General features: G+C 52.4%; 19 protein-coding genes. 13 read left to right on the forward strand and 6 right to left on the reverse strand.

What is annotated here, in order from left to right; translation table 11 throughout:
- Positions 1–71: 71 nt before the first annotated feature.
- The 4 genes from LC073_RS00775 to malT form a co-directional block, all read right to left on the reverse strand.
- Positions 72–632, reverse strand: coding sequence for an MmgE/PrpD family protein (locus tag LC073_RS00775; RefSeq protein WP_226642334.1), 561 nt, complete (start codon positions 630–632; stop codon positions 72–74).
- Between the two features lie 451 nt (positions 633–1,083).
- Positions 1,084–1,332 carry a cation-transporting P-type ATPase gene (locus LC073_RS00780; RefSeq protein WP_226642337.1) on the reverse strand — a complete coding sequence of 83 codons (249 nt, stop codon included), beginning with the start codon at positions 1,330–1,332 and terminating at the stop codon, positions 1,084–1,086.
- Positions 1,333–1,612: 280 nt separating this feature from the next.
- Entirely contained in the window at positions 1,613–3,250 is a 1,638-nt protein-coding gene (locus LC073_RS00785) for an alpha-glucosidase (protein ID WP_226642339.1), read from the reverse strand.
- A gap of 161 nt (positions 3,251–3,411) precedes the next feature.
- Positions 3,412–6,126: an HTH-type transcriptional regulator MalT gene (malT, locus tag LC073_RS00790; RefSeq protein ID WP_226642341.1), complete on the reverse strand. Its 2,715-nt coding sequence runs from the start codon at positions 6,124–6,126 to the stop codon at positions 3,412–3,414.
- A gap of 511 nt (positions 6,127–6,637) precedes the next feature.
- On the opposite strand from malT, the gene LC073_RS00795 reads away from it, so the two are divergent.
- The 9 genes from LC073_RS00795 (at position 6,638) to LC073_RS00835 (ending at position 13,458) form a co-directional block, all read left to right on the forward strand.
- Entirely contained in the window at positions 6,638–7,531 is an 894-nt protein-coding gene (locus LC073_RS00795) for a hypothetical protein (RefSeq protein ID WP_226642343.1), read from the forward strand.
- 43 nt (positions 7,532–7,574) lie between these two features.
- Complete coding sequence (locus LC073_RS00800) at positions 7,575–8,225, forward strand: MBL fold metallo-hydrolase (protein ID WP_319004695.1); 651 nt, start codon at positions 7,575–7,577, stop codon at positions 8,223–8,225.
- A 44-nt stretch (positions 8,226–8,269) separates the two neighbouring features.
- The gene (locus tag LC073_RS00805; protein WP_226642345.1) at positions 8,270–8,881 is read left to right on the forward strand and encodes a DUF2799 domain-containing protein; all 612 of its coding nucleotides are present in this window, start codon (positions 8,270–8,272) and stop codon (positions 8,879–8,881) included.
- 77 nt (positions 8,882–8,958) lie between these two features.
- Positions 8,959–9,390, forward strand: a complete 432-nt coding sequence (locus tag LC073_RS00810) for a hotdog fold thioesterase (protein WP_226642347.1) — start codon at positions 8,959–8,961, stop codon at positions 9,388–9,390.
- Between the two features lie 30 nt (positions 9,391–9,420).
- Positions 9,421–10,128, forward strand: a complete 708-nt coding sequence (locus tag LC073_RS00815) for a M48 family metallopeptidase (RefSeq protein WP_226642349.1) — start codon at positions 9,421–9,423, stop codon at positions 10,126–10,128.
- A gap of 55 nt (positions 10,129–10,183) precedes the next feature.
- On the forward strand, positions 10,184–11,548 hold the full coding sequence (gene rlmD, locus LC073_RS00820; protein ID WP_226642351.1) for a 23S rRNA (uracil(1939)-C(5))-methyltransferase RlmD: 1,365 nt from the start codon (positions 10,184–10,186) through the stop codon (positions 11,546–11,548).
- Between the two features lie 72 nt (positions 11,549–11,620).
- Positions 11,621–12,076 carry a DUF2750 domain-containing protein gene (locus LC073_RS00825; RefSeq protein ID WP_413231419.1) on the forward strand — a complete coding sequence of 152 codons (456 nt, stop codon included), beginning with the start codon at positions 11,621–11,623 and terminating at the stop codon, positions 12,074–12,076.
- Between the two features lie 54 nt (positions 12,077–12,130).
- Positions 12,131–12,514 (forward strand): VOC family protein, encoded by a 384-nt coding sequence (locus LC073_RS00830; protein WP_226642353.1) that lies wholly within the window; start codon positions 12,131–12,133, stop codon positions 12,512–12,514.
- A gap of 14 nt (positions 12,515–12,528) precedes the next feature.
- Positions 12,529–13,458 carry an SDR family oxidoreductase gene (locus tag LC073_RS00835; protein ID WP_226642355.1) on the forward strand — a complete coding sequence of 310 codons (930 nt, stop codon included), beginning with the start codon at positions 12,529–12,531 and terminating at the stop codon, positions 13,456–13,458.
- Positions 13,459–13,549: 91 nt separating this feature from the next.
- On the opposite strand, the gene mnmH is transcribed toward LC073_RS00835, so the two are convergent.
- A complete protein-coding gene (gene mnmH, locus LC073_RS00840; RefSeq protein WP_226642356.1) occupies positions 13,550–14,647 on the reverse strand; it encodes a tRNA 2-selenouridine(34) synthase MnmH in 1,098 nt (365 codons plus the stop codon).
- A 792-nt stretch (positions 14,648–15,439) separates the two neighbouring features.
- Between mnmH and LC073_RS00845 the strand changes: the two genes are divergently transcribed.
- Positions 15,440–16,036 carry a hypothetical protein gene (locus LC073_RS00845; protein ID WP_226642358.1) on the forward strand — a complete coding sequence of 199 codons (597 nt, stop codon included), beginning with the start codon at positions 15,440–15,442 and terminating at the stop codon, positions 16,034–16,036.
- A 243-nt stretch (positions 16,037–16,279) separates the two neighbouring features.
- Complete coding sequence (locus LC073_RS00850) at positions 16,280–18,136, forward strand: SLC13 family permease (protein ID WP_226642360.1); 1,857 nt, start codon at positions 16,280–16,282, stop codon at positions 18,134–18,136.
- A gap of 2 nt (positions 18,137–18,138) precedes the next feature.
- On the opposite strand, the gene LC073_RS00855 is transcribed toward LC073_RS00850, so the two are convergent.
- Complete coding sequence (locus LC073_RS00855) at positions 18,139–18,585, reverse strand: CBS domain-containing protein (RefSeq protein ID WP_226642362.1); 447 nt, start codon at positions 18,583–18,585, stop codon at positions 18,139–18,141.
- 546 nt (positions 18,586–19,131) lie between these two features.
- On the opposite strand from LC073_RS00855, the gene LC073_RS00860 reads away from it, so the two are divergent.
- Entirely contained in the window at positions 19,132–19,611 is a 480-nt protein-coding gene (locus tag LC073_RS00860; protein WP_226642364.1) for a DNA binding protein, read from the forward strand.
- A 181-nt stretch (positions 19,612–19,792) separates the two neighbouring features.
- The gene (locus LC073_RS00865; protein ID WP_226642366.1) at positions 19,793–20,362 is read left to right on the forward strand and encodes a SixA phosphatase family protein; all 570 of its coding nucleotides are present in this window, start codon (positions 19,793–19,795) and stop codon (positions 20,360–20,362) included.
- Positions 20,363–20,373 lie beyond the last annotated feature (11 nt).

Below are 20,373 nucleotides of genomic sequence, written 5' to 3' on the forward strand. Positions count from 1 at the left end.
CTTAATGCTACCACCATGGTCAGTCCATTCCTGTACTCCTCCACTATAAGAAGCAGCAATGCAAAATGCATTTAGAAGCTTTTTTTATCTAACCCCATAAGTAAGCCGGCAGTAATAGAGCTTGCCAATGGGCCGACAACTGTAGGGTTATAAAAACCATATAAATGATCATCCCTAAATGCAGCTCCGAGACGAACAAAAATTTCTATTCCAATACAGTAACTATAAAATACATCAGCGCCACTAGCATTATACTCTTCACCTAAAGCTAAGGCCGTTGATAGAATAATGGATGATGGGTGAACGAGGGCAGTCATTGATGTCTCATCAAACTCTGTTTGATTTGCTAGGATAGAGTTTATTTTTGCGGAAATTATTGTAGAAGCTTTTTTACTAAACCCTATTATAGAGATATTGTTGGAGTCATTGATTAGTTTCTTTTCCTCGTACAAAGATATAACATCTTTGGATATATCGAAAGTTGAGCCTGCCAGCATTAAACCTAAACTATTCAATATTAATTTTAAAGCGTGAGATTCTACATCGCACGGGAAATCTCTGCTTGCAAATTTTTTGATTGAAAAATCGACGAGTCTTTTTGAAATTTGGCAGTCAGGCACATCTTGGCTCATAACATAATTCCTTTTGAAGTTAAGGGTGGAAAATATATTTATGATAGTAGCCATCTAGCTGTTTGGGTTGAGATTAAATGTTGTTGCATGATTTGCAACAACTTCTAGTAAATGGCTCGATATCATGAGCTATTAATTCCACGATAATACAGGCTGGGTTGTCCTGCTTAGAAATTAATTTTCATAGTTAAAAATAAATTGAAAAAAGGATATGTATGTATTTTCCTTTTCATTCTCGTTTTTATCCTTACTGTATGTTCTCTAGGCTGATAAGCGTAGTTACTTACGTAGAAAAATAAATCCACATGATCTTCTCTAATTTTTGGAGGCCTGAGTAATTGTATTTATTTTTTGGTTAGGCAGACTTCTGCAAAAGCTCAATAATTTTTACTAAAGTCTGCCTCACTGTAGATGTGCTCAGTGCTGATAGCAGGGCAGCGGCTTCGATCATTCAGGGAATGCCCCCCCCCGCCATAAAACGCAGAAACTTGAGTAGCGCGCTTTGTTCTTTTTCCTGGATGCTATTGGGCCCACAGCGATTGAGCCGTGTCTCGGCCTCGGACTGAGTCAATCCTTGCGGTGAGGTATAGCGCGCCTTATAGACTGAGGGTAAATCTGCTTCGCGCAGGTCAACTTGAGATTTACCTAAGTTGGCCCCGTTGGCGTTTACATATCTGGCTTTTGGCCCGGGTATTGGCACGGGGATCGACTCCACTTGATGATTAAACTTTTAATTTAGCAGCCTAATGCGCTCATTTTGTTGTAAAAAGCGACCCTAAGATAACCTGAATAAAAAAGCCGGCTTCGGCCGGCGAGGAAGCAGACGTCGAAAAGATATTCGAAAGGATAAGTGACGTTGCTGAGTGACAAAAAAATAAGTTATAGCCTTGGAAGAGAAACTGTATTTTTTCTGAAATTGGCAGCCGGTGGCTGCTGCCACCAGCGGATAAAATTTTTTCCTGAGCTTTTAAAGTCTGTATTTAGAGGATGTTTCGTAATACACAGGCACCAGCGGCAGGCAAGACTAGGGTGTTCTCTCTGTGCTCCATTGAGAACAGGCCTGGGGTAATATCCTCGGCTCCGAAAAATTCTTGTGGCAGAGAGTAGGTTTCCGTTGTGGTGCCTAGATTCAGGACTACCAGGAATACTTCTTTTTCTGCGCGGCGCACGAATACCAATAAATCATTGCCGGTATCGAGCACTTCCTGATGTGCGCTTGCCAGGCTCTGGGGCAGTTGCCGGTGCCATTTAATCAATGCGCGAAACTGGTTGAGCATGGAGTGCTGGCTGTCTTGCTGCAGGTTTACGGCTAAGTTCCGGTGACTCTGGGAAATCGGCAACCAGGGTTTTCCATCTGTGAAGCCGGCTTGCTCAGCGTTATCGGTCCATGGCATAGGCGTACGGCAGCCATCGCGACCTTTGAACTCGGGCCAAAGGTTAATACCATAAGGGTCCACCAAATCCTCAAAGGCGATATCCGCTTCCGCCAGGCCCAGCTCTTCACCCTGGTACAGGCATACGCTGCCGCGCAGGGTTAGTTGCATCAGCAGGAACAGGGGGGCGCGCTTTTGCGCCAGCTCTGGACTAAAGCCACGGTTCCAGCGGGTGATAGAGCGCGACACATCGTGATTGCTAATGGACCAGCAGGGCCAGCCTTTTTCGATTACCGCACGGTTTTTTTCCAGAGTTTCGCGCAGGAATTTCGCACTGCAATCCTCGGTTAATAAATCGAAGGAATAGGCCATATGCAGGCGCTGTTCCGTTGTGTAGTCCGCCATGATCTTATGGGTATTATCGTCACCCACTTCACCGACGGTAACGGTGCCCGGGTATTGATCCATCAGCTGGCGCACACGTTGTAAAAACACCAGGTTTTCTGGCTGGGATTTGTCGTACTTGTGCCATTGGTAGTCGTAGATATTAACCGGTGGTAGTCCTTTCTGGTCCAGCTTAAGAGGGCGCGGAGGGTTATCGCTGAGGGTCTGTTGGTGGAAGATAAAATTCACCGCATCCAGGCGGAAACCATCCACACCGCGATCGAGCCAGAATTTCATATCCGCCAGCAACTGTGCCTGCACTTCGGGGTTGTGCACATTGAGATCCGGCTGCTCTTTGAGAAAGTTGGCCAGGTAGTATTGGCGGCGGCGGGTACACCATCGCCAGGAGCCGCCACCGAATACAGATACCCAATTATTGGGCGGATTGCCGTCGGCTTTAGAGTCCTGCCACACATACCAGTCTGCTTTGGGGTTATCGCGGCTGCAACGGCTCTCCTGGAACCAAGGGTGTTGATCTGAAGTGTGGCTCAGAATCTGATCGATAATCACTTTCAGGCCGCGGACATGGGCGGCCTCAATTAGGCGGTCGAAGTCCTGCAGATTGCCGAAAATCGGGTCCACATCGCGATAGTCCGCCACGTCATAACCAAAATCCACCATGGGGGATTTAAAGAACGGGGATATCCAGATGGCATCCACACCGAGTGACTGCACGTAATCCAGCTTCTGGGTGATACCGGGTAGATCGCCGATACCATCGCCGTTGGCGTCGTAGAAACTGCGAGGGTAAATCTGGTAAATAACGCTGTTGTGCCACCACTCGGTGCTGTTGTCGCTCATGGATTACTGCCTTGTCTCATTATTCGAAGCGTGGGGCGGGCCCACTCAGGAAAGGATAGGGTGAGTATGGGGAAGGGCGGAGTTGCGTTCCTCCTCCCTATAGAGGGGGGAGGGGCTGACCGGGGGGATTTGCGTGTATTGCCCCGAGTTGCGGTTTATCCCTACGGGCGGTCCTGAACCGAGCGCAGCATTTGTTCGGCCAGGGTAATAGCCTCCTGGCGGTCTTTGACGTCCAGCTTTTGATAGAGGCTGCGGATGTGGGTTTTGATGGTACTCGGCGCCACCTTGAAGTGCCTGGCGATACGCTCATTCGACAGGCCTGAGTGAATGGCGTTTAAAACTTGCCACTCCCGCGGGGTGAGCGGTGAGTGGCGTAGAAAATCCGGTACCGCGTCGCTGGCGAGAATCTCGCGAATAATGGTGTCGTCCAGTTCAATACGAATGCCGCCATCCAATTCCGGCTGTTGCTGGGCGAGCTTGATCAGCGCCTGGGCTTTGTCGGTGGAGTCCCCATCCAAACACCGTTCCAACGCGGCCTTGAGAATCACGATCAGGGGTTTGCCAATCTGCAGGAAACTGGCGCGAAAATCTCTTCCTGCGGCCAACTGCAGCGCCTCGCGAATGGCTTCCATGGCGTCATCGTGCTGTTCTCGCAACCACAGCAGATGGGATTCCAGCACTCGATTGCGCAGGCGATCGGTGACTAAAGCACACTCTTCGGCGACCTGTTGCAGGCGGGTGAGCAGGCGATTGGCGTCGGACCAGCGGTGCAGTTCGATCAGTGCGCGTACATGATTGCGGCCATGACACTGTTCAAAGTGATTGCTGGGCCTGTCCGCCACCGGCACCGCTTGCTCCAACCAGCTGGTAATGGCTTGTTGGTTGTCCAGGGCGCGCCAGGTGCGAATACGTGCGGCATCGGCATTGGCAATCCAGTCGCGGTGGTAGCGCCCGTCCGAGAGCAGGCGGTCGATGCGAGCCAGCCACTCCAGCGACTCTTCTTTTTCTCCGCGTGCCTGGGCGAGTTTCAGCAACAGCGTATATTCCGGCAGTAGCCAGTGCTCACCCACTTTACGGTTGATCTGCATTCCCCTCCGGGCCGAGTGCTCGGCGCCTTCCAAATCGCCGCTTTCCCACTGCAGCTGTCCGAGCAGGCGGTAGACAAATTCGGCGATGGGCAGGGTGGAGAGGTGGTGTTTTTGTAACAGGTTGGACACCTTCTCCTGCAGCGCGGCAGATTTCTGTAAAAGCCCTTGGGCGAATGCGATCTCGCTCTGTTGGCAGATGGCCCAGGCGGCGCTGGGAATATCCCCCTCGGCAATGGCCAAGGCCTCCACTTCCAGCATATGGGTAGCGGCGAGCTCTAATGCGCCCAGGCAAAAACAGGTCTCACCGGTGACTAGCAGTGCCGAAATCCGTTCGCCTGGTTGGTTGGACAGTAAAAGTCTCAGGGCCTCTTCGGCATACTCTTTGGCTTGCAGGGTCTGGCCGCGGGCAATGGCCACCTGTGCGCGCATAGTGGCGAAGGCCCCTTCGAACTGGCGCCATTGCTGTGGGTTCTGCCGCTGCAGCCAGCTCTCAGCGCTGGCGAGCATTTTTTCGCATTGGTCGTATTCAAAATTTTCTCGCGCCATTTTTGCCGAGAGCAGGGTGAAGCGCGCACTCTTCTGCAACGCCTCACTGCCGAGCCATTCCAGGCAGTCCCGCAACAGACGCGACTGTCCGCCGCGCAGCAGTATTTCACCCTGGCTATCGAGCAACTGACACAGACGCTCGCGGTCGCTGCTGGCGAGGGCATGGCGCAGGGCTTCCACTGGTTGTTCCATTTCCTGCCAGGAATCGCAGGCGATCGCGTGCAGGTTCAACAGCTGCTCGCGATCGGTGAGTTGGCGTTGCAGGAAGCGGGCGAATACCGGGTGGAATCGGAACCACTGGCGGCTGGAGTCCTGTGCCTGCAGAAAGAGTCCGCGCCGCGCCGCCTCTTCCAGCAGTTGTTGGCCATCGCTGCGGCCACTCAGGCGTTCTGCCAGATGTGCGTTGACACGGGTGAGGATCGAGGTGCGTGCGAGCAACTCGCGCAGCTCCGGTTCCAGCCTTTCCAGCACCTCTTCGGCCAGATAATCGAGGATATGGCTGTGGCCCCGTTCCAGTTCGTTTAGGTAGCGGTCCACTTCTTGGCGGTCGCGCACCGACAAGACGAACAGTTGCACTGCTGGCGGCCAGCCCTCGCTTAGGTGATGCAGTTGTGCGGCGCGGTCGGCATCCAGGTTAAATGGCAGGCGCTGCTTGAGCAGGCGTGCGATCTCTTCGGTATTCAGGGCCAGCTGTTCACTGCCCAGCTCCAACAGGCGGCCCTGTATGCGCAGGGTTGCCAGTCCCAGGGGCGGTTGGCTGCGGCTGGTGAGAACGACTCCGATGCCAGGAGGCGCGTGACGCAGCAGGAAGCGGGTGATGTTGTGTACCGCCTGGTTGTCGATATGGTGATAGTCATCGAGCACTATGCGCAGCTCGCTGGGCAGGCTGCGCAATTCGCCCAGCAGATGACTGATGATGGTTGTTGGGTCTGGGCTTTGTGGCGCCATCAACAATCGACAGGTTTGCGGCACGCCTTTGCCGGTAGCGCGGTGCACGCTTTCGACCAGATAGCGGCAAAACTGGTTAGGTGCATTGTCGCTGGCATCGAGGGTGTACCAGGCAACCGGATTTTCCTGCACTGAGGCCCAGGAAGTGACCAGTGTGGTTTTACCGTAGCCCGCCGGTGCCGTCACCAACAGCAGCTGGTCGCTGTGACTGTTTTCGAGCAGTGCCAGTAAGCGCGGGCGCACCAGGGTGTGCTCGGGGCAGTCCGGTAGGCTGTATTTGGAAGTTAAAAGCATCGCTGCGGGCGGGGTTGTTTTAAACGTCTGATTTTTATACAGGGATATTATGCACCAGAGGAGCGCTTTTGTGACAGATTTGCGCTGAGGGTAGGAGGACTTGTTGGATTCTCTTTGGCTAATACTAGAAGTGGCTTTGCTTATGGCGGTATATTGACCGGCGGATCCAATCAGTCTTACCGATCCAGCCCTAAATACTAGCCAGCCCTAATCACTAAATAGACGAATAAATCAGAAAGCGATCCTACGGCTATTTAGTTTGGGCCCCAGTGTTCGGCGCCAGGAACACATCCCTGTGTTCACTGAGTCCGGCGTAGAGCTACCCGACAGCGTTATCTGCTTTCCCGGCTGACATCCGTTGCCGTAATACGCGGAAATAGGTACGCAGAGTGAGGGTTTTGGATCACTGGAGTATGAAAAATAGAGTTATTCCCGGAAAAAATTCGTGAATAGCTGGCGTTCAAGGGAATAGGCGCCGCTTCGACAACAAAAATAATAAAAAGAGGGAGTTATGGCAGACATTGTGGTTTTGGCAGCGCCGGCTATGGAGGCTGCACAAGGGGATTGTGTAAAACCGTTGTTTTCCATGCTCAGGGAAACCCTGGGTGACGACTGGGCGCGTTTACATTGCGATAGTTTTCCCACTGTGGAAGCGTTGCCAGGTAATACCCAGCGAGTATTTGAGGATATGCGCAAATGCGAGATGGATGGTCTGCGCGCGCGCAAATTCCTGCTTAACACCCTGGCCGAGAGTTCGGCGTTACTTGGAGATATCCACAGCCGTGGGGGTCTCTACGATAGAAGCCAGACAGCCATTTATCAGACCTTGCAAAAGGCCGCGGCGGTCGCCGGCGATTGCGCGCCAGTGCTGCTTATCAGCCACTCGGCCGGCTGTATCAGCCTGTCCAACTATTTATGGGATGCCCAGCGACCCAACGTAAACCATGGTCTCTGGCGCGATGGAGGGCCGGCCGAGGTACGTAAGGGGTCCGCGCGGGAACGCTTTCTGCGCCTGAAAACGCTGAGCCACTGGTATACCCTCGGCGCCAGTAATCCGCTGTGGTGTGGGGCCAGGGCGCGGGATCAGATTCAGGCGGTGGCTTCGGCCTCCCGCGGATATCAATTCCGCTGGAAGAATTTCTATCACCCGGATGACCTGTTCGGCTGGCCCCTAAAACCTCTCAGCCCCAGCTACAACCAGGCGGTATTTCGGGATTACGAGACGCGGCCACTCTCTGACCCGAACGGTGCCATGGCCGGCCCGCAGCTTCTAGCGCCGGAGGATTATTGGCGCAATGAATTGGTGTGGGAGCAGCTCGGTAAGGATCTGCGCGCTCTTCTGCAAAACACCAAGCCGCGGGCAGAGGCATCTGCACGGCGATCTCGGCGGGCAGTCGCGGTATAATCTCGGCACTAGTCACTACTCCCGCATAAGGATGGGTTTCACCATGTCGTTGCAATTTCACTCGGTTCCGGTCACTCCTTTTCAGCAGAATTGCACCCTGCTCTGGTGCGATGACAGCAAGCGTGCCGCAGTAGTGGATCCGGGTGGTGACCTCGACAAAATTCTGGTGGCGGTGAAAGAACGCGGGCTTAAACTCGAGAAAATCCTGCTTACCCACGGTCACCTGGATCATGTGGGTGGCACTGCGGCGCTATCTAAACAATTGCAGCTGCCGGTTGAGGGGCCCCACGAGGGTGATGGTTTCTGGATCGAGCAGTTGCCGGTACAAGCACAGATGTTCGGTTTTCCCGCTGTGGAGGTATTCACCCCCGATCGCTGGCTGCAGCAGGGCGATACCGTGACTGTCGGCGATCAGGAGCTGGAGGTGCATCACTGCCCCGGCCACACCCCTGGGCATGTGATCTTTTTCCATCGCCCGAGCAAACTGGCACTGGTGGGCGATGTGTTGTTTGCCGGTTCTATTGGCCGCACCGATTTCCCCCAGGGGGATCACGACACCTTGATCCGCTCGATTACCGAGCGCCTGTGGCCGCTGGGAGATGATGTGCGCTTTGTACCTGGTCACGGCCCCATGTCCACTTTTGGTCAGGAACGCCAGACTAACCCGTTTGTCGCCGATAAACGTTTCGGCTGATTGGCGGCATTGGCAAAACAATAATCAATTGGGAGCCCCTCCCCATGCCCGCAAAGCTGAGTGTTTTCCTTTTGGTTCTGGCCACTGCTATCAGTGGCTGTGCGGTGATTTCCGAAGCGGATTGTCGCAGTGGGCTTTGGTACGAGCGCGGTCTACAAGACGGCGCCCGCGGGCGCTCCCAGGCATTGGTGTACGATATTGCCAAGGAATGCCAAAGTTACGAGATCTATGTGGACAGTGAGGCCTGGTTGCGGGGCCATGAAGAGGGTGTGGAGCAATTTTGCACTGCTGAAAATGGCTATGCTCAGGGTCGTCAGGGGCGAAAATATGAGGGCGTATGCACCGGTCCCACCGCAGATATTTTTATGCAGAGTTACCAGCGTGGCCTCACCCACTATCGTGTAGAGCAGCAGTATCGCGATTTATTGTGGCGCCGGGATAATTTAGAACGGGAGCTTTACTCTCTTCATCACGCCCTTAGGCACAGTGATAATGACAGCCAGCGACGCGGGCTCTATTTCCAGCACAGCCGACTCGAATGGGAGTTGCGCATGTTGGATTTGGAACTGCACCGCTATGGGCTTTTCGGTCCAGACTATTTCACGCCGGGTTTTTATCCGCGCGGTTTTTTTTCATCCGGTTTTTTCTACTGGTGAATTTAGGGGGCTGATGTGGCTGGTAAGTCCAGCAATTTCCCCCAGCTCCATCACGGATTTTCAAGAGAGTTATTCCCATGGCAATTTGGCACGTTACTCCCACCCTGGAGGATATAAACCGGGGCATCGCGCAGTGTATGCCCGGTTATCTGGACCTTGAGGTTACCGCAATCGGTGAGGATTACCTGGAGGGCAAGCTGCCGGTAGATCATCGCACCCGCCAGCCGTTCGGTATTCTACATGGCGGTGCCAACGTGGTGTTGGCGGAAACCCTGGGATCTATCGGTGCCAATCTACTGGTGGATACCAGTAAGTTCTACTGCGTTGGCCAGGAGATTAATGCCAATCATCTGCGTCCTGTGCCAGAGGGCGAAGTAACCGGCCGGGCCAAGCCGGTACATGTCGGGCGCACCAGCCAGGTATGGGAAATCCTGATTTACGCTCCCAATGGCAAGCTGAGCTGTATTTCGCGGATTACCATGGCGGTTGTGGCTCATGCCGCTGGGTAAATTTCGTCGAATTTTATTGGGACGGTTTTTATGAGTGAAGTGTGGGAATATGTTTTTGAGGATATTCCCTACCGCCTGGTGCGCTCGGCAAGGCGCAAGCGCCTGGGCCTGGTGTTGGCACAATCCGGCGTGGAGGTGCGTATTCCGCAGCGCTGCGCCGCCCGTCACGGCCATCAGTTTTTGCAAGAAAATATCCAGTGGGTACGCGCCCAGCTACTCGCTGCCAATAAGCGCGCGGCGCAGGTGCCGCAATATCGATTTGAGTTTGGCGAATACTTTCCCTGGCTGGGTAAAATGCGCTACTTGAAACGGGCTGCTAATCAAGCCGATGCGGCTATAACCGAAGAGGCCATTCGTCTCTACACCTTAGCCTCCGCACCCACAGAGCAGCAATTGCAGGGGGCCCTGCAGCGTCTCTATCAGCGCGAGGCGTTGGCCCTGTTAACAGAAAAGTCCCAGCGCTTGTCTGAGCAACTGGACTTACAGTTTTCCTCACTGCGGATTCGTCGCACCAAGAGTAAGTGGGGGCACTGTAGTATTCGTGGAGAACTGCAATACAACTGGTTGGTGTGTCTGGCCCCCGAACCAGTGGTGGATTATCTGGTGGCCCATGAGGTCAGCCACCTGCGTTACCATAATCATGGCCGCGATTTTTGGCTGCTGGTGCAGAGTGTCTGCCCTCGCTATAAAGAGCTGCGCCGCTGGCTGCGCGATAATGGCCACCGCCTCACGGTATAAACTTTGTCGACAGATCCTGTTGATTTCAGATGTTTTGAATATTCAGTAATTTCCTATGAGCAGAAAACCGCGTTTTATCACTCCGCGCAAGACGGTAAAAAAACCTTTGCCTACTCAGGCAGAAGCCTGTGTGGAAAAATTTAGCCACGATATGCGCGGTCTCGCCCATGTGGGGAAAAAAACAGTATTTATCGATAATGCCCTGCCTGGTGAAGAGGTGCGTTTTCGTTATAGCGCTCATCGGGCTCGCTTCGATGAAGGTGTTGCCAGTGAGATAATCCAGGCTTCGCCACTGCGCTGTGAACCGCGCTGCCCCCATGTGTCCCTGTGCGGGGGCTGCTCCCTGCAACACCTGCAGGACGATGCGCAAATTGTCGAAAAACAAAAAATTTTGTTGGATCAGCTGGCCCGTTTTGCTGGTATTGAACCCGAGGAAATTTTGCCTCCTCTGCTGGCCGAACCTTACGGCTATCGGCGCAAGGCGCGTATCGGCATTCGCCTGGTGAAATCGGCAAAAGGCAAAAAACTCGTTTTTGGTTTTCGCGAAAAGCGCAGCAACGAGTTGACCGATATCGATGAGTGCCATGTTTTGCACCCCTCTATTGCTCAACATATTCCCGCGTTAAAGCAACTGGTAGCGGAGAGCGAGGGGCGCGCGCATTTTTCCCAGTTGGAAGTGGCGGTCGGTGATGATGTGGCGGCCTTGGTCTTACGCCACCTACAGCCCTTATCGGAAGTGGATCGGCAGCGCTGGCTGGGCTTCGCTGAATCATCAGGTATACACATGTATATACAACCTGGCGATACGGGTTCGATGCAGCTTCTGTGGCCAGAGAATGGTGAGAATTGGCTAAGTTACCGCCTGCCGGAATTTGACCTGAGCCTGCACTTCCAGCCGATGGATTTCTTCCAGGTGAATTTCGAGGTCAACCGACAGATGGTGAGCCGTGCGGTGCAGTTACTGGACCCGCAACACGGCGAGCGGGTTTTGGATCTTTTCTGTGGACTGGGAAATTTCACCCTGCCACTGGCACGCCGCGCGGGGGAGGTTATAGGCATTGAGGGCCTTGGCGCTCTCACCCAAAGAGGCAAGGAAAATGCCGCACTTAACGGACTGAACAACGTGCGCTTTCACACTGCCGACCTGAATGAGGAAATGGTGAAAAAGGCCTGGGCCAGCGGCGGCTTCGATAAAATTTTGTTGGACCCTCCGCGCGATGGCGCCTTGCAAGCGGTGCGTGGTATCGCCCGTTTCAAGGCGCAGAAAATTGTTTACGTGTCCTGTAATCCGGCGACTCTGGCGCGGGATGCCGGGGAATTGGTTCAGCTGGGTTACCGTCTTAAGCAGGCCTGTGTCATGGATATGTTTCCGCAAACGTCCCATGTGGAATCTATGGCGGTATTTGAGCTGGATTCCTAAAGCCACTTACTCAAGTTTATTCCGTCCCTGAGTGTCATTTAAAAAGTCCTGAGGGACGGAAGTAGAGCAGTTTTGCCTGATGCCAGAGCCGTGGTCTTTGCGTTGGTGCAGGGGACAAACTGGCGTAAACTGCTGGCAAACTTATCAAGCGAAGATGTTATGCAAAGCGAACCCTTAACTGACGATTTTGAAGAAAACTGCGCACGCTTTTTACCGGAGGCCGCTGAACAGGGCTGCGTCTGGGCGCTGCAGGGGGAAGAGGGCTTTGCGTTGTGCGAATCCGAAAAGCGCCCACAGACCGAAGTGATGCCCTTTTGGTCTCAGCGGGAATTTGCCCAGGCACATTGTGAGGGCGATTGGGCGGATTACCAGGCGGTAGCTATCGACCTGGAAGAATTTATGGATGACTGGCTCACTGGTATGCACGAGGATGTATTGCTGGTGGGGTTGAATTGGAACGATGAGCTGGAAGGTGTGGAGCTGGAACCCATCGACCTACTGGAGCAATTGGAGCAGGAGCTGCAATAAGCTGCGCCATAGTGCTCCACCCAGCGGATAAAAATTAAATAACAGGGTGTCTCAATGGAGCAGTTTCTCGGCTTGCATACAGTTATTTACGGTGTAACAGATATTGCAGAGGCCCGCGCCTGGTATTCGGAGCTGCTGCAGAAGGAGCCCTATTTCGATAGCGATTGTTACGTGGGGTTTCATCTTGGCCACTGTGAACTGGGCCTGAATCCGGATGCGCGCAGCGCGATCAGCCGCGCGGATGGAGTGATTGCCTACTGGGCGGTTGCGGATATGGCCGCGCAGGTCGAGCGTCTTGGAGCCATGGGTGCGCGACAACACAGCGATGTGGTGGATGTTGGCGAGGGCGTACTAATGGCGAGTTTTCTCGATCCTTACGGCAATATTATTGGCTTGATTGAGCAACCCCAGGCCGTGTCGGAGGAGTCGAACCAGTAAACGGAGCAGTCCCCGTGAACAAACCGCCAGTATCCAGTTTTCGAAAATCTCCCGATAGCTTTGCCGCAGAAAGCCTTGCACAAATTGGTCGTGGTTATGTGGCACCCGACAGAGTCGCTCTGATAACCGGCTGTTCCAGCGGTATTGGCCGCGAACTGGCCCTGGCCCTGCATCGGCGGGGCACTATTGTTATAGCCACCGCCCGGCGACCGGAAAGTCTGCAGGAATTGGCAGATCTGGGTATCGCCACCGAAGCTCTGGATGTCAACAATCAGGCGGATATTAACCGTGTACTACACGCTCTCAAGGCCGCCTATGGTCGTCTGGATATATTGATCAACAACGCCGGTTACGGGCAGATGGGTCCGCTGATGGAGCTGGATACCCGCTCCCTAGAAAATCAATTCCGCACTAATGTGTTTGCCCCACTGGCACTGGCGCGCGCCAGTGTGCCGTTGATGCGCTCGGGCAAGGGCGCTGTAATTTGTAATATCGGTTCCGTATCCGGTGTTTTGGCTACCCCTTTCTCTGGAGCTTACTGTGCTTCCAAAGCGGCCCTGCACACTCTCTCGGACGTCTTGCGCCTGGAATTAAAACCTTTTGGGATTCGCGTTATGACGGTGCAGCCTGGGGCTATTGCCTCGGAGTTCGGCCGACACGCGGAAGTATCACTGCGTGGTCTTTTGCCCCCGGATTCAATGTATAAGCGCCAGGAAGAAGTGGTGCGCGCCCGAGCACAGGAATCTCAACAGAATGCCACACTGGCCAGTTCCCTGGCGCGTAAGTTGGTACGTGAACTACTACGTAAACGTCCGCGCGCACTGGTACGTATCGGCAATCGCAGCCGCCTGTTGCCCTGGCTTGAGCGCTGGTTACCGCATAAATTGAGGGACTGGATTTTATTGCGTCGCTTCAAATTACACCGTTTGGCCCATAAGGTTTAATTAAGTCCTATCGGCTGTAGCTCCGGTTTTATCTCCTGGTCAAACAATGCGTTTGTAGTGCACTAAGCCACGGTAAAATACGGATTTCATTTTAATACCTACTACCAGTTGTGCTGGCTTGCTTCAGCCATTCTTTCACTTCGGAAAAACTGCCTCGAAACAGGATGTTGCTCTCGCGCTTCTCCATCAGGTAGTTGTAACTGCCATCGTAATATTCCCGCAACAGAGTCATAACGAGCGGGATATAGGCCTCACAGTTACCGCTGCGCTGTAATTCCAGATTGGCCTCAATCAATTGTGTATCCAACATTTGATAGCGCAGTCCGCCGAGACGTTTACGAATTTTACTCAGGCTGTTGCGCAGGTCTTCCCCCAGGGCAACCGCGGGTTTTTCTGTAGCTTTAAAGCGCGGCAGGGACTCGCTCACATAACTGCACACAATACGCTGAGCCCGCTGTTCCAGTGGTTCTTCCACCAGGACTCTGGGAGCTTTTTTCATGGCACTTTGCAGTATCGGGGGCAGGGCACAGCGGCCAATAAGCCGGCTTTCATCTTCGATAAAAACGGGTCCGGCTGCTTGGGAAAGTTTGAGTAAATCGATGCTTACTTGGTTTTCAAAATCGATTTGAGATGGTTGTTCACAACCAGTGCGGCCAAAACTGGAGCCGCGGTGTCGGGCAATTCCCTCCAGATCGAGTGCACGTTCACTGCCTTGGATCAGTTCTGTCTTGCCACTGCCAGTATGACCGGCAATTACGACTAGTGGCAGCTTTTGGCTTAGGTTGTCCAGCTCGTTGAGCAAATAAGTGCGCATGGCTTTGTAGCCACCTTCAATCAATGGGTAATCACTTCCCATCTCCCGCAATAATTTTTGTGTAGTGCGCGAGCGCAGGCCTCCGCGAAAACAGTAGAGGTAACCCTGGGGGTGGCGATGTATAAATGCAGCCCAATTTTGCAGCCTTTGCTCAACCACTTCCGGAGTGGCCAGCTTCCAGCCCAAATCGATAGCCGCTTGCTGACCCTGTTGCTTGTACTCGGTACCTATCAACTCACGCTGCTGGTCATCCAATAGCGGATGATTTTCCGCACAGGGAAAGGCTCCACGTTGGAATTCCACCGGTGCGCGCACATCCAGCAGAGGAATATCGTTGAGGAAAAGGGCCCGGTAATTCGCAGTATTGTGCCGCAATGAGAGTCTCCACATATGCTGAAGCGTTGAGAATAAAGCACCCAGACCTGCACGTTGCAGGTATAGCCTTCAGATTGTACCGCGCCTTGATGCTTGCTTACCCACAAGTTTGAATATCGGTTTGGGAGTGAGTTGGTTCGGTTTGAACAAAGGCCCTAAAAGATCCTAGATAGGGGGCAGAGTTTTACTGATATGTTAGTAAGAACTAACCAAGATTTGCTTGAGTCTTCGATTGAAATGGCAGTGTGGCAGTAAGGGGGCGATTTTCAGGCTAATTAAAACGGATATTTACTTTTTCTTGGGGGCTTTAGGGCTCTGAATCTAGAAAAGAAAAAGTTTCCATTCATCTGCTTTTAAACAATGGTTCACTTTCCTTGCTCTCCTCCACTTCGAATTTAAAAACGACAACTAGAGCTTCTAATTACTTTTGGGAAATTAACAATTACCGGAAGATATTCTTGAATAGCCATTACCATTAATAGAAATTATTCACTTAATGAAACCTAAAGTCCCGTATCTTGCAAGCATAAAAGATAAAAATGTCAACAACCTCAATTTGTGTCGCGTTATGACAACTCCATTTTGCAAATTTCATTAGCTTTTATCGGTATTTATATGGCTAACTTTAAGAAGACTTAAGGGTGAGCCCAAAAGTCATATTTATTATCAAGGTTGATTAAAACTGGGGCTGGATTCAATTACGGGTTAAACAGAAGCAATCTTTATACAAATCACGGATTGCTACGGTTCTTACTTCCGTTAGAAACTTCAGTGACCCAGGGAAGTTTTATAATGGCAAAAAGTTATATTTATATTCCCATTAATAGCGATGAAATGCAGGAGTATGCGAAGAACTTGGCTGGAGCCTGGAATATCCCAGTGAACCAGATACTTGCGAATAAGGTAACTTCTGGTATTGGGAAAGCGATGTATCGCTGGGTCGATAAATGCCTCAGTAAACTGAGGCCAGAGGATATCCTTTATATTGTTACGCACGGAACGGGGGCGCCCGATGGTCAGATGATCGGCGCTGAGCGTTCCATGGGAAAAAATGTACAGAAAAAAGTGTATGTAAATGGAACGGCTAAATGGACTGGGGGGGAATGGAAAACGTACACACCCGCAGGATTGGCAAGTACCCTGGTTAAAGAGGGACTACCCGCCAATTTCGTGAATCTTCATGTGTGTGCTTGTGGCTCGGGCTATGACGGTGAAAAACTGAGGCCCTGGGCGCAGCGTCTGTTGCAAAGCATGGCTTCAACTCACAGTAGCCTCCAGGTAACGGGATACCGAGGCTGGTTTTCCTGCAGTACTCAGCGGGTATGTATCAAGGTGGGCACCCAGTTTTATCCCCTTGAGGAACGGGCGGTGACTTTCACCCTAGCTTAATTGGGACAGCAACGCTGCCCTTAAAAGGCACAGGGATGTGCGATTGGAACTCTTTCTAGTTATTTCTTTTTCCAAGCGAATTTCTTCGCTTACAAAGGCGGAAGAAGTAAATTGCGACATAAATACCTCTCGATAGGCCCAGTGTTCTGGCGCCATTTTTCCTCTTTATCTTGAATCCTTGTATACCCTGAATAGGTCGCCCTGTGGGAATTTCCCTGTGCGTTGCATTAGGCGCTCCTTTATATGACCTTCGATCAGCTGCTGATTTTAATCATTCTCGCGATTACGATAGCACTGTTTATCTGGGGGCCCTGGCGTCACGATATGGTGGCGCTGTCTTCCCTGCTCGCCTGTGTTTTCTTCGGATTGATCCCTCCTGAAAGAGCCTTTGCCGGATTTGGTCATCCCGCCGTGGTTACCGTGGCCAGCGTTCTGATTCTAAGTCGCGGCCTGCAGAATACCGGTGCTATGGCTGCCCTGGCTCAGCGGGTAGTACCGCGTAGCGGCAACATCACAATATCTATGTTGCTGCTTACCGGGCTCGGCGCTCTCTTATCAGGCTTTATGAACAATGTAGGGGCTTTGGCGCTATTGATGCCGGTAGCGACGGATATGGCGGAAAAGCAAGGCTTGGCCCCGGGTAAGGTGTTGATGCCATTGTCTTTTGCAACGATTCTCGGTGGCATGACCACCTTGATCGGTACGCCGCCAAACTTGGTGGTCTCTGGTTTCCGCGATAGCGCCGGGGCCGGTAGTTACGGCATGTTCGATTTCACACCGGTGGGTTTAGTGGTGACTCTGGTGGGCTTGTTGTTTATTGGCCTGCTGGGATGGCGCTTGGTACCCGGTCGTGGCCAGGCGGGTGCGGCCAGTTTTGACACTGGAACTTATCTGACTGAGGCACTGGTTGGGGAAAAGAGTGCGGCCGTGGGTAAGAGCCTGGGAGAAATTGGCAAGGTGCTGAGTGCCGAGGATGCACAGGTGGTTGGGTTGGTACAAAGCGATGCACGAGTCGCGGCGGTCGCTCCCTGGCAGCGGGTGCAAAGCGGGGACATTCTAGTGATTGAGGCCGAGCCGGAATCCCTGGCGGCGAGTCTGACCAGGCTAGGGCTGAAAATGGTGGGGGGTACTGAAACCGAAAAGGACAAAAAGGTTGTTGTACAGCTCGGCGGCGCAAGACCACTGGAGGATACAGATGGGCGGAAAAAAGATCAGGATAAAGATAAGGGTGTTCCCGCCGGTGAGGAAATGCAGCTTCGTGAACTGGTAGTGATGCCCGATTCATTCCTGGTGGGGCGCTCAATTCAGTTTGTACACCTTTCTACCCGCTACCAGATCAACCTGCTGGCCCTGTCCCGACGTGGGCGTCGTTCCGTGCGGCGCCTGCGCTCAACACCGCTGCAAGCGGGGGATGCCCTGTTGATGATGGGCCCTGATGACAACCTCAGCAATTTTGCACGGGATCAGGGCTGTGTGCCTCTGGCACAGCGGGATATCGGCATGCCCAATAAGGAGAAGGCCGCGATCGCCCTGATTGCCATGGCGTTGGGGGTTGCTGGCGCGGCCTTTGGCTTGGTACCGGCGGCAGTCTCATTCGCCACCTGTGTGCTGGCTTTTATGGCGCTGAAGGTTGTGCCGATACGCAATATTTACGAGGCTCTGGATGGCTCGGTGATTGTCTTGTTGGGTACTCTGATCGCTGTAGCTGAGGTCATAGAAAGTACAGGCGCGGCGGATCTGGTGGCACAAATGTTGCTGGATAATCTGGCTCAGGGCAGCTCGGTAGTGGCTCTGGCCTTGATATTAATCATCACCATGACGCTGTCGGACTTTATGAACAATGTGGCCACCGCAGCGGTGATGTGCTCAATTGCCATCAGTACTGCCGAGCAATTGGCGGTGAATCCAGATAGCTTTTTAATGGCGGTGGCGATCGGTGCATCCTGTGCTTTTCTCACGCCAGTGGGCCACCAGAACAATACCCTGATCCTGGGGCCGGGCGGTTTTGATTTTGGCGACTATTGGCGCATGGGCCTGCCCCTGGAGATACTGGTGGTGGTTGTGAGTATCCCCATGCTGCTGTGGGTATGGCCCCTCTGAATTCAGGCGATGGAGTCGTCCACCGGTTGTGCGAGCTCCGCAAGGTAGTTGCCGCAAAAGCGCAGGATATCGGTCACTGTGATGATACCCACAAGTTCCCCCTCGCGCATGACCAGCACAGAACCAATACCGGTATCCGCCATGGCCATTAGAATCTTATCCAATGGGTCGTGGATATCGGCAATAAAAGGCCGGCGCGCGCACAGGTCGTGGACATAGAGTTGTTGCTCTTCCAAACGGTGTCCGGGTGCGTTGGCCCTTTCGATATCCCCTTTAGAGATAACCGTCTCCAGGTCACCGGCGCGGGTCACCGGCAGATGGCGCACCTTGTGCTCTTCCATCAACGCAAGGGCTTCCTCGACCGTGGCATTGATATCAATATGGTAGGGAAACGGTGTCATCAGTGCCGCTAAAGTGGGCATATGATGGATATTGTGGGTATTGGACATAGTTAACAATGGTTATCCAATGGTTTTTTGCAATGGGTGCTATAGCAAAAGTCTGTGCAATAATTTGCAATTGGCGACTGCGGATACAATATAGCCAAAACAGGAGTGTTTGAATATCCTTTTGTTGAGGCAGATATCCCCGCCTTTGTTACACTTTGTTAGCGATAAGAGCGAAGAATCCTATTATATTCAAATGATAGAGCGTAAACAGTTGATATTTGTTGGCGAAAGATTATTATTCGCGACCTCAGCCGAGAAATATAATCAGTGTTTCGGGTTCAATACCGGAGATGGCTGAAGTCGGCTAGCTTTTAATAATGTATTTGCCGAACATATCAAGCACTGGGGTCTACCGGTGCGACGATATCTCGTTTTTACATTCGGCTAATTCGTAATATGCCGAATATAACATCACTTAACCGCCTGTAATCGGCTAGTGGTGCTGTTAACAATTTTGATATTTCGAATAACCGGGCTCGACTCTGTGTCGGTTTCCGTCACAGTGTTTTCTCTGTATTTTTAATAACCGTCGTTGAGGTTTATTGAATGTTCCAGGAATACGAACAACTCGAACAACAAATTGCCGAACATCAGGCAAGAATAGAAGAACTGCAGGAGCAAATGGCTCAGGCAGAACGCAAAAAAGATGGCGTTATTGCTTTTGATAAGGCACTGGTCAACCTGGCCGCCGAATACCACATGGAAGAAGAGGAATTCTTCGTTGCACGTGGCCGTCAGGTCGTTGAGTGGCTGGTAGACCAGCTGAATGATGAAGACGCTCCAGACTACATACAGACTCTTAAGTCTCGTGTGGCCCGTCACCTGAAAAAAGAGGGTGATACCCCCCGTCGCGGTCGCCGCGCTGCTGCTACTGCGAGCAAGTCCGCCGAGCCTAAACTGGAAACTGGGCACTACCGCAATCCTTATACCGGTGCCACTGTAGAAAAGAAAAAGCGCAACCCTAAAGCGCTGAGCCAGTGGATCGATGAATACGGTCTGGACACCATTAAAGAGTGGAAGATCTAACTCCTCTCAGGCTTCCTATCCAGTACCGGTAATACCGGTGCTGGATAATTCTCGCTCCAGTATTCTTTACACTTCTTAAAAAATTAATCGCATTTTCCTGTATTTCATCGAATACGGGTTTACTTTCTCTAATATCTTTTGCATAACTTCCAGCCAATTATTGGATTAAGAGAGTACTGTTGTGTTTACCCGAATTGTTGGCTTGTTGATCTTTTGCTTTATGCCCCTGATTGGGCTCAATGTCTGGGCAGATACCGCGCCATCAAATGCTAGTAGCCAGGTTATTTATCTGGTGCGCCATGGGGAAAAACAGCAGGGGCCGGATGCTGGTAGAGATCCGCAACTCGCGGAGGCCGGAAAGGCGCGTGCCGAACAATTGGCGCGGATACTCGAGGGTGTGGAAATTGATGCGGTGTTCAGCACCGACTTTATTCGTACCAAGGAAACTGCCCGTCCACTGGCCGAGCAGCGAGGCCTGCCGATTCAAAGCTATGACTACCGCAAATTAAAAGAGTTTGCTACGGAACTGGAGCAGGCTGGCGATCGCATCTTAGTGGTGGGGCATAGCAACACTACTCCAGAGATTGTGGCGCTGCTCGGAGGGGAGCAAGGTACTCCGATCAGGGAGTCGGATGAATACGATCGGCTCTATATTGTTATCCGTGATCGCAGCCAGGTGACTACCTTGCTACAGCGTTATGGTGAGGACAGTAGAGAACATAAAATCGCTGAGCACTCGGAAGTGCAGTAGTCCTTAACTGA

It is taken from the genome of Microbulbifer variabilis, assembly GCF_020524905.1.
GTDB lineage: Bacteria > Pseudomonadota > Gammaproteobacteria > Pseudomonadales > Cellvibrionaceae > Microbulbifer > Microbulbifer variabilis_A.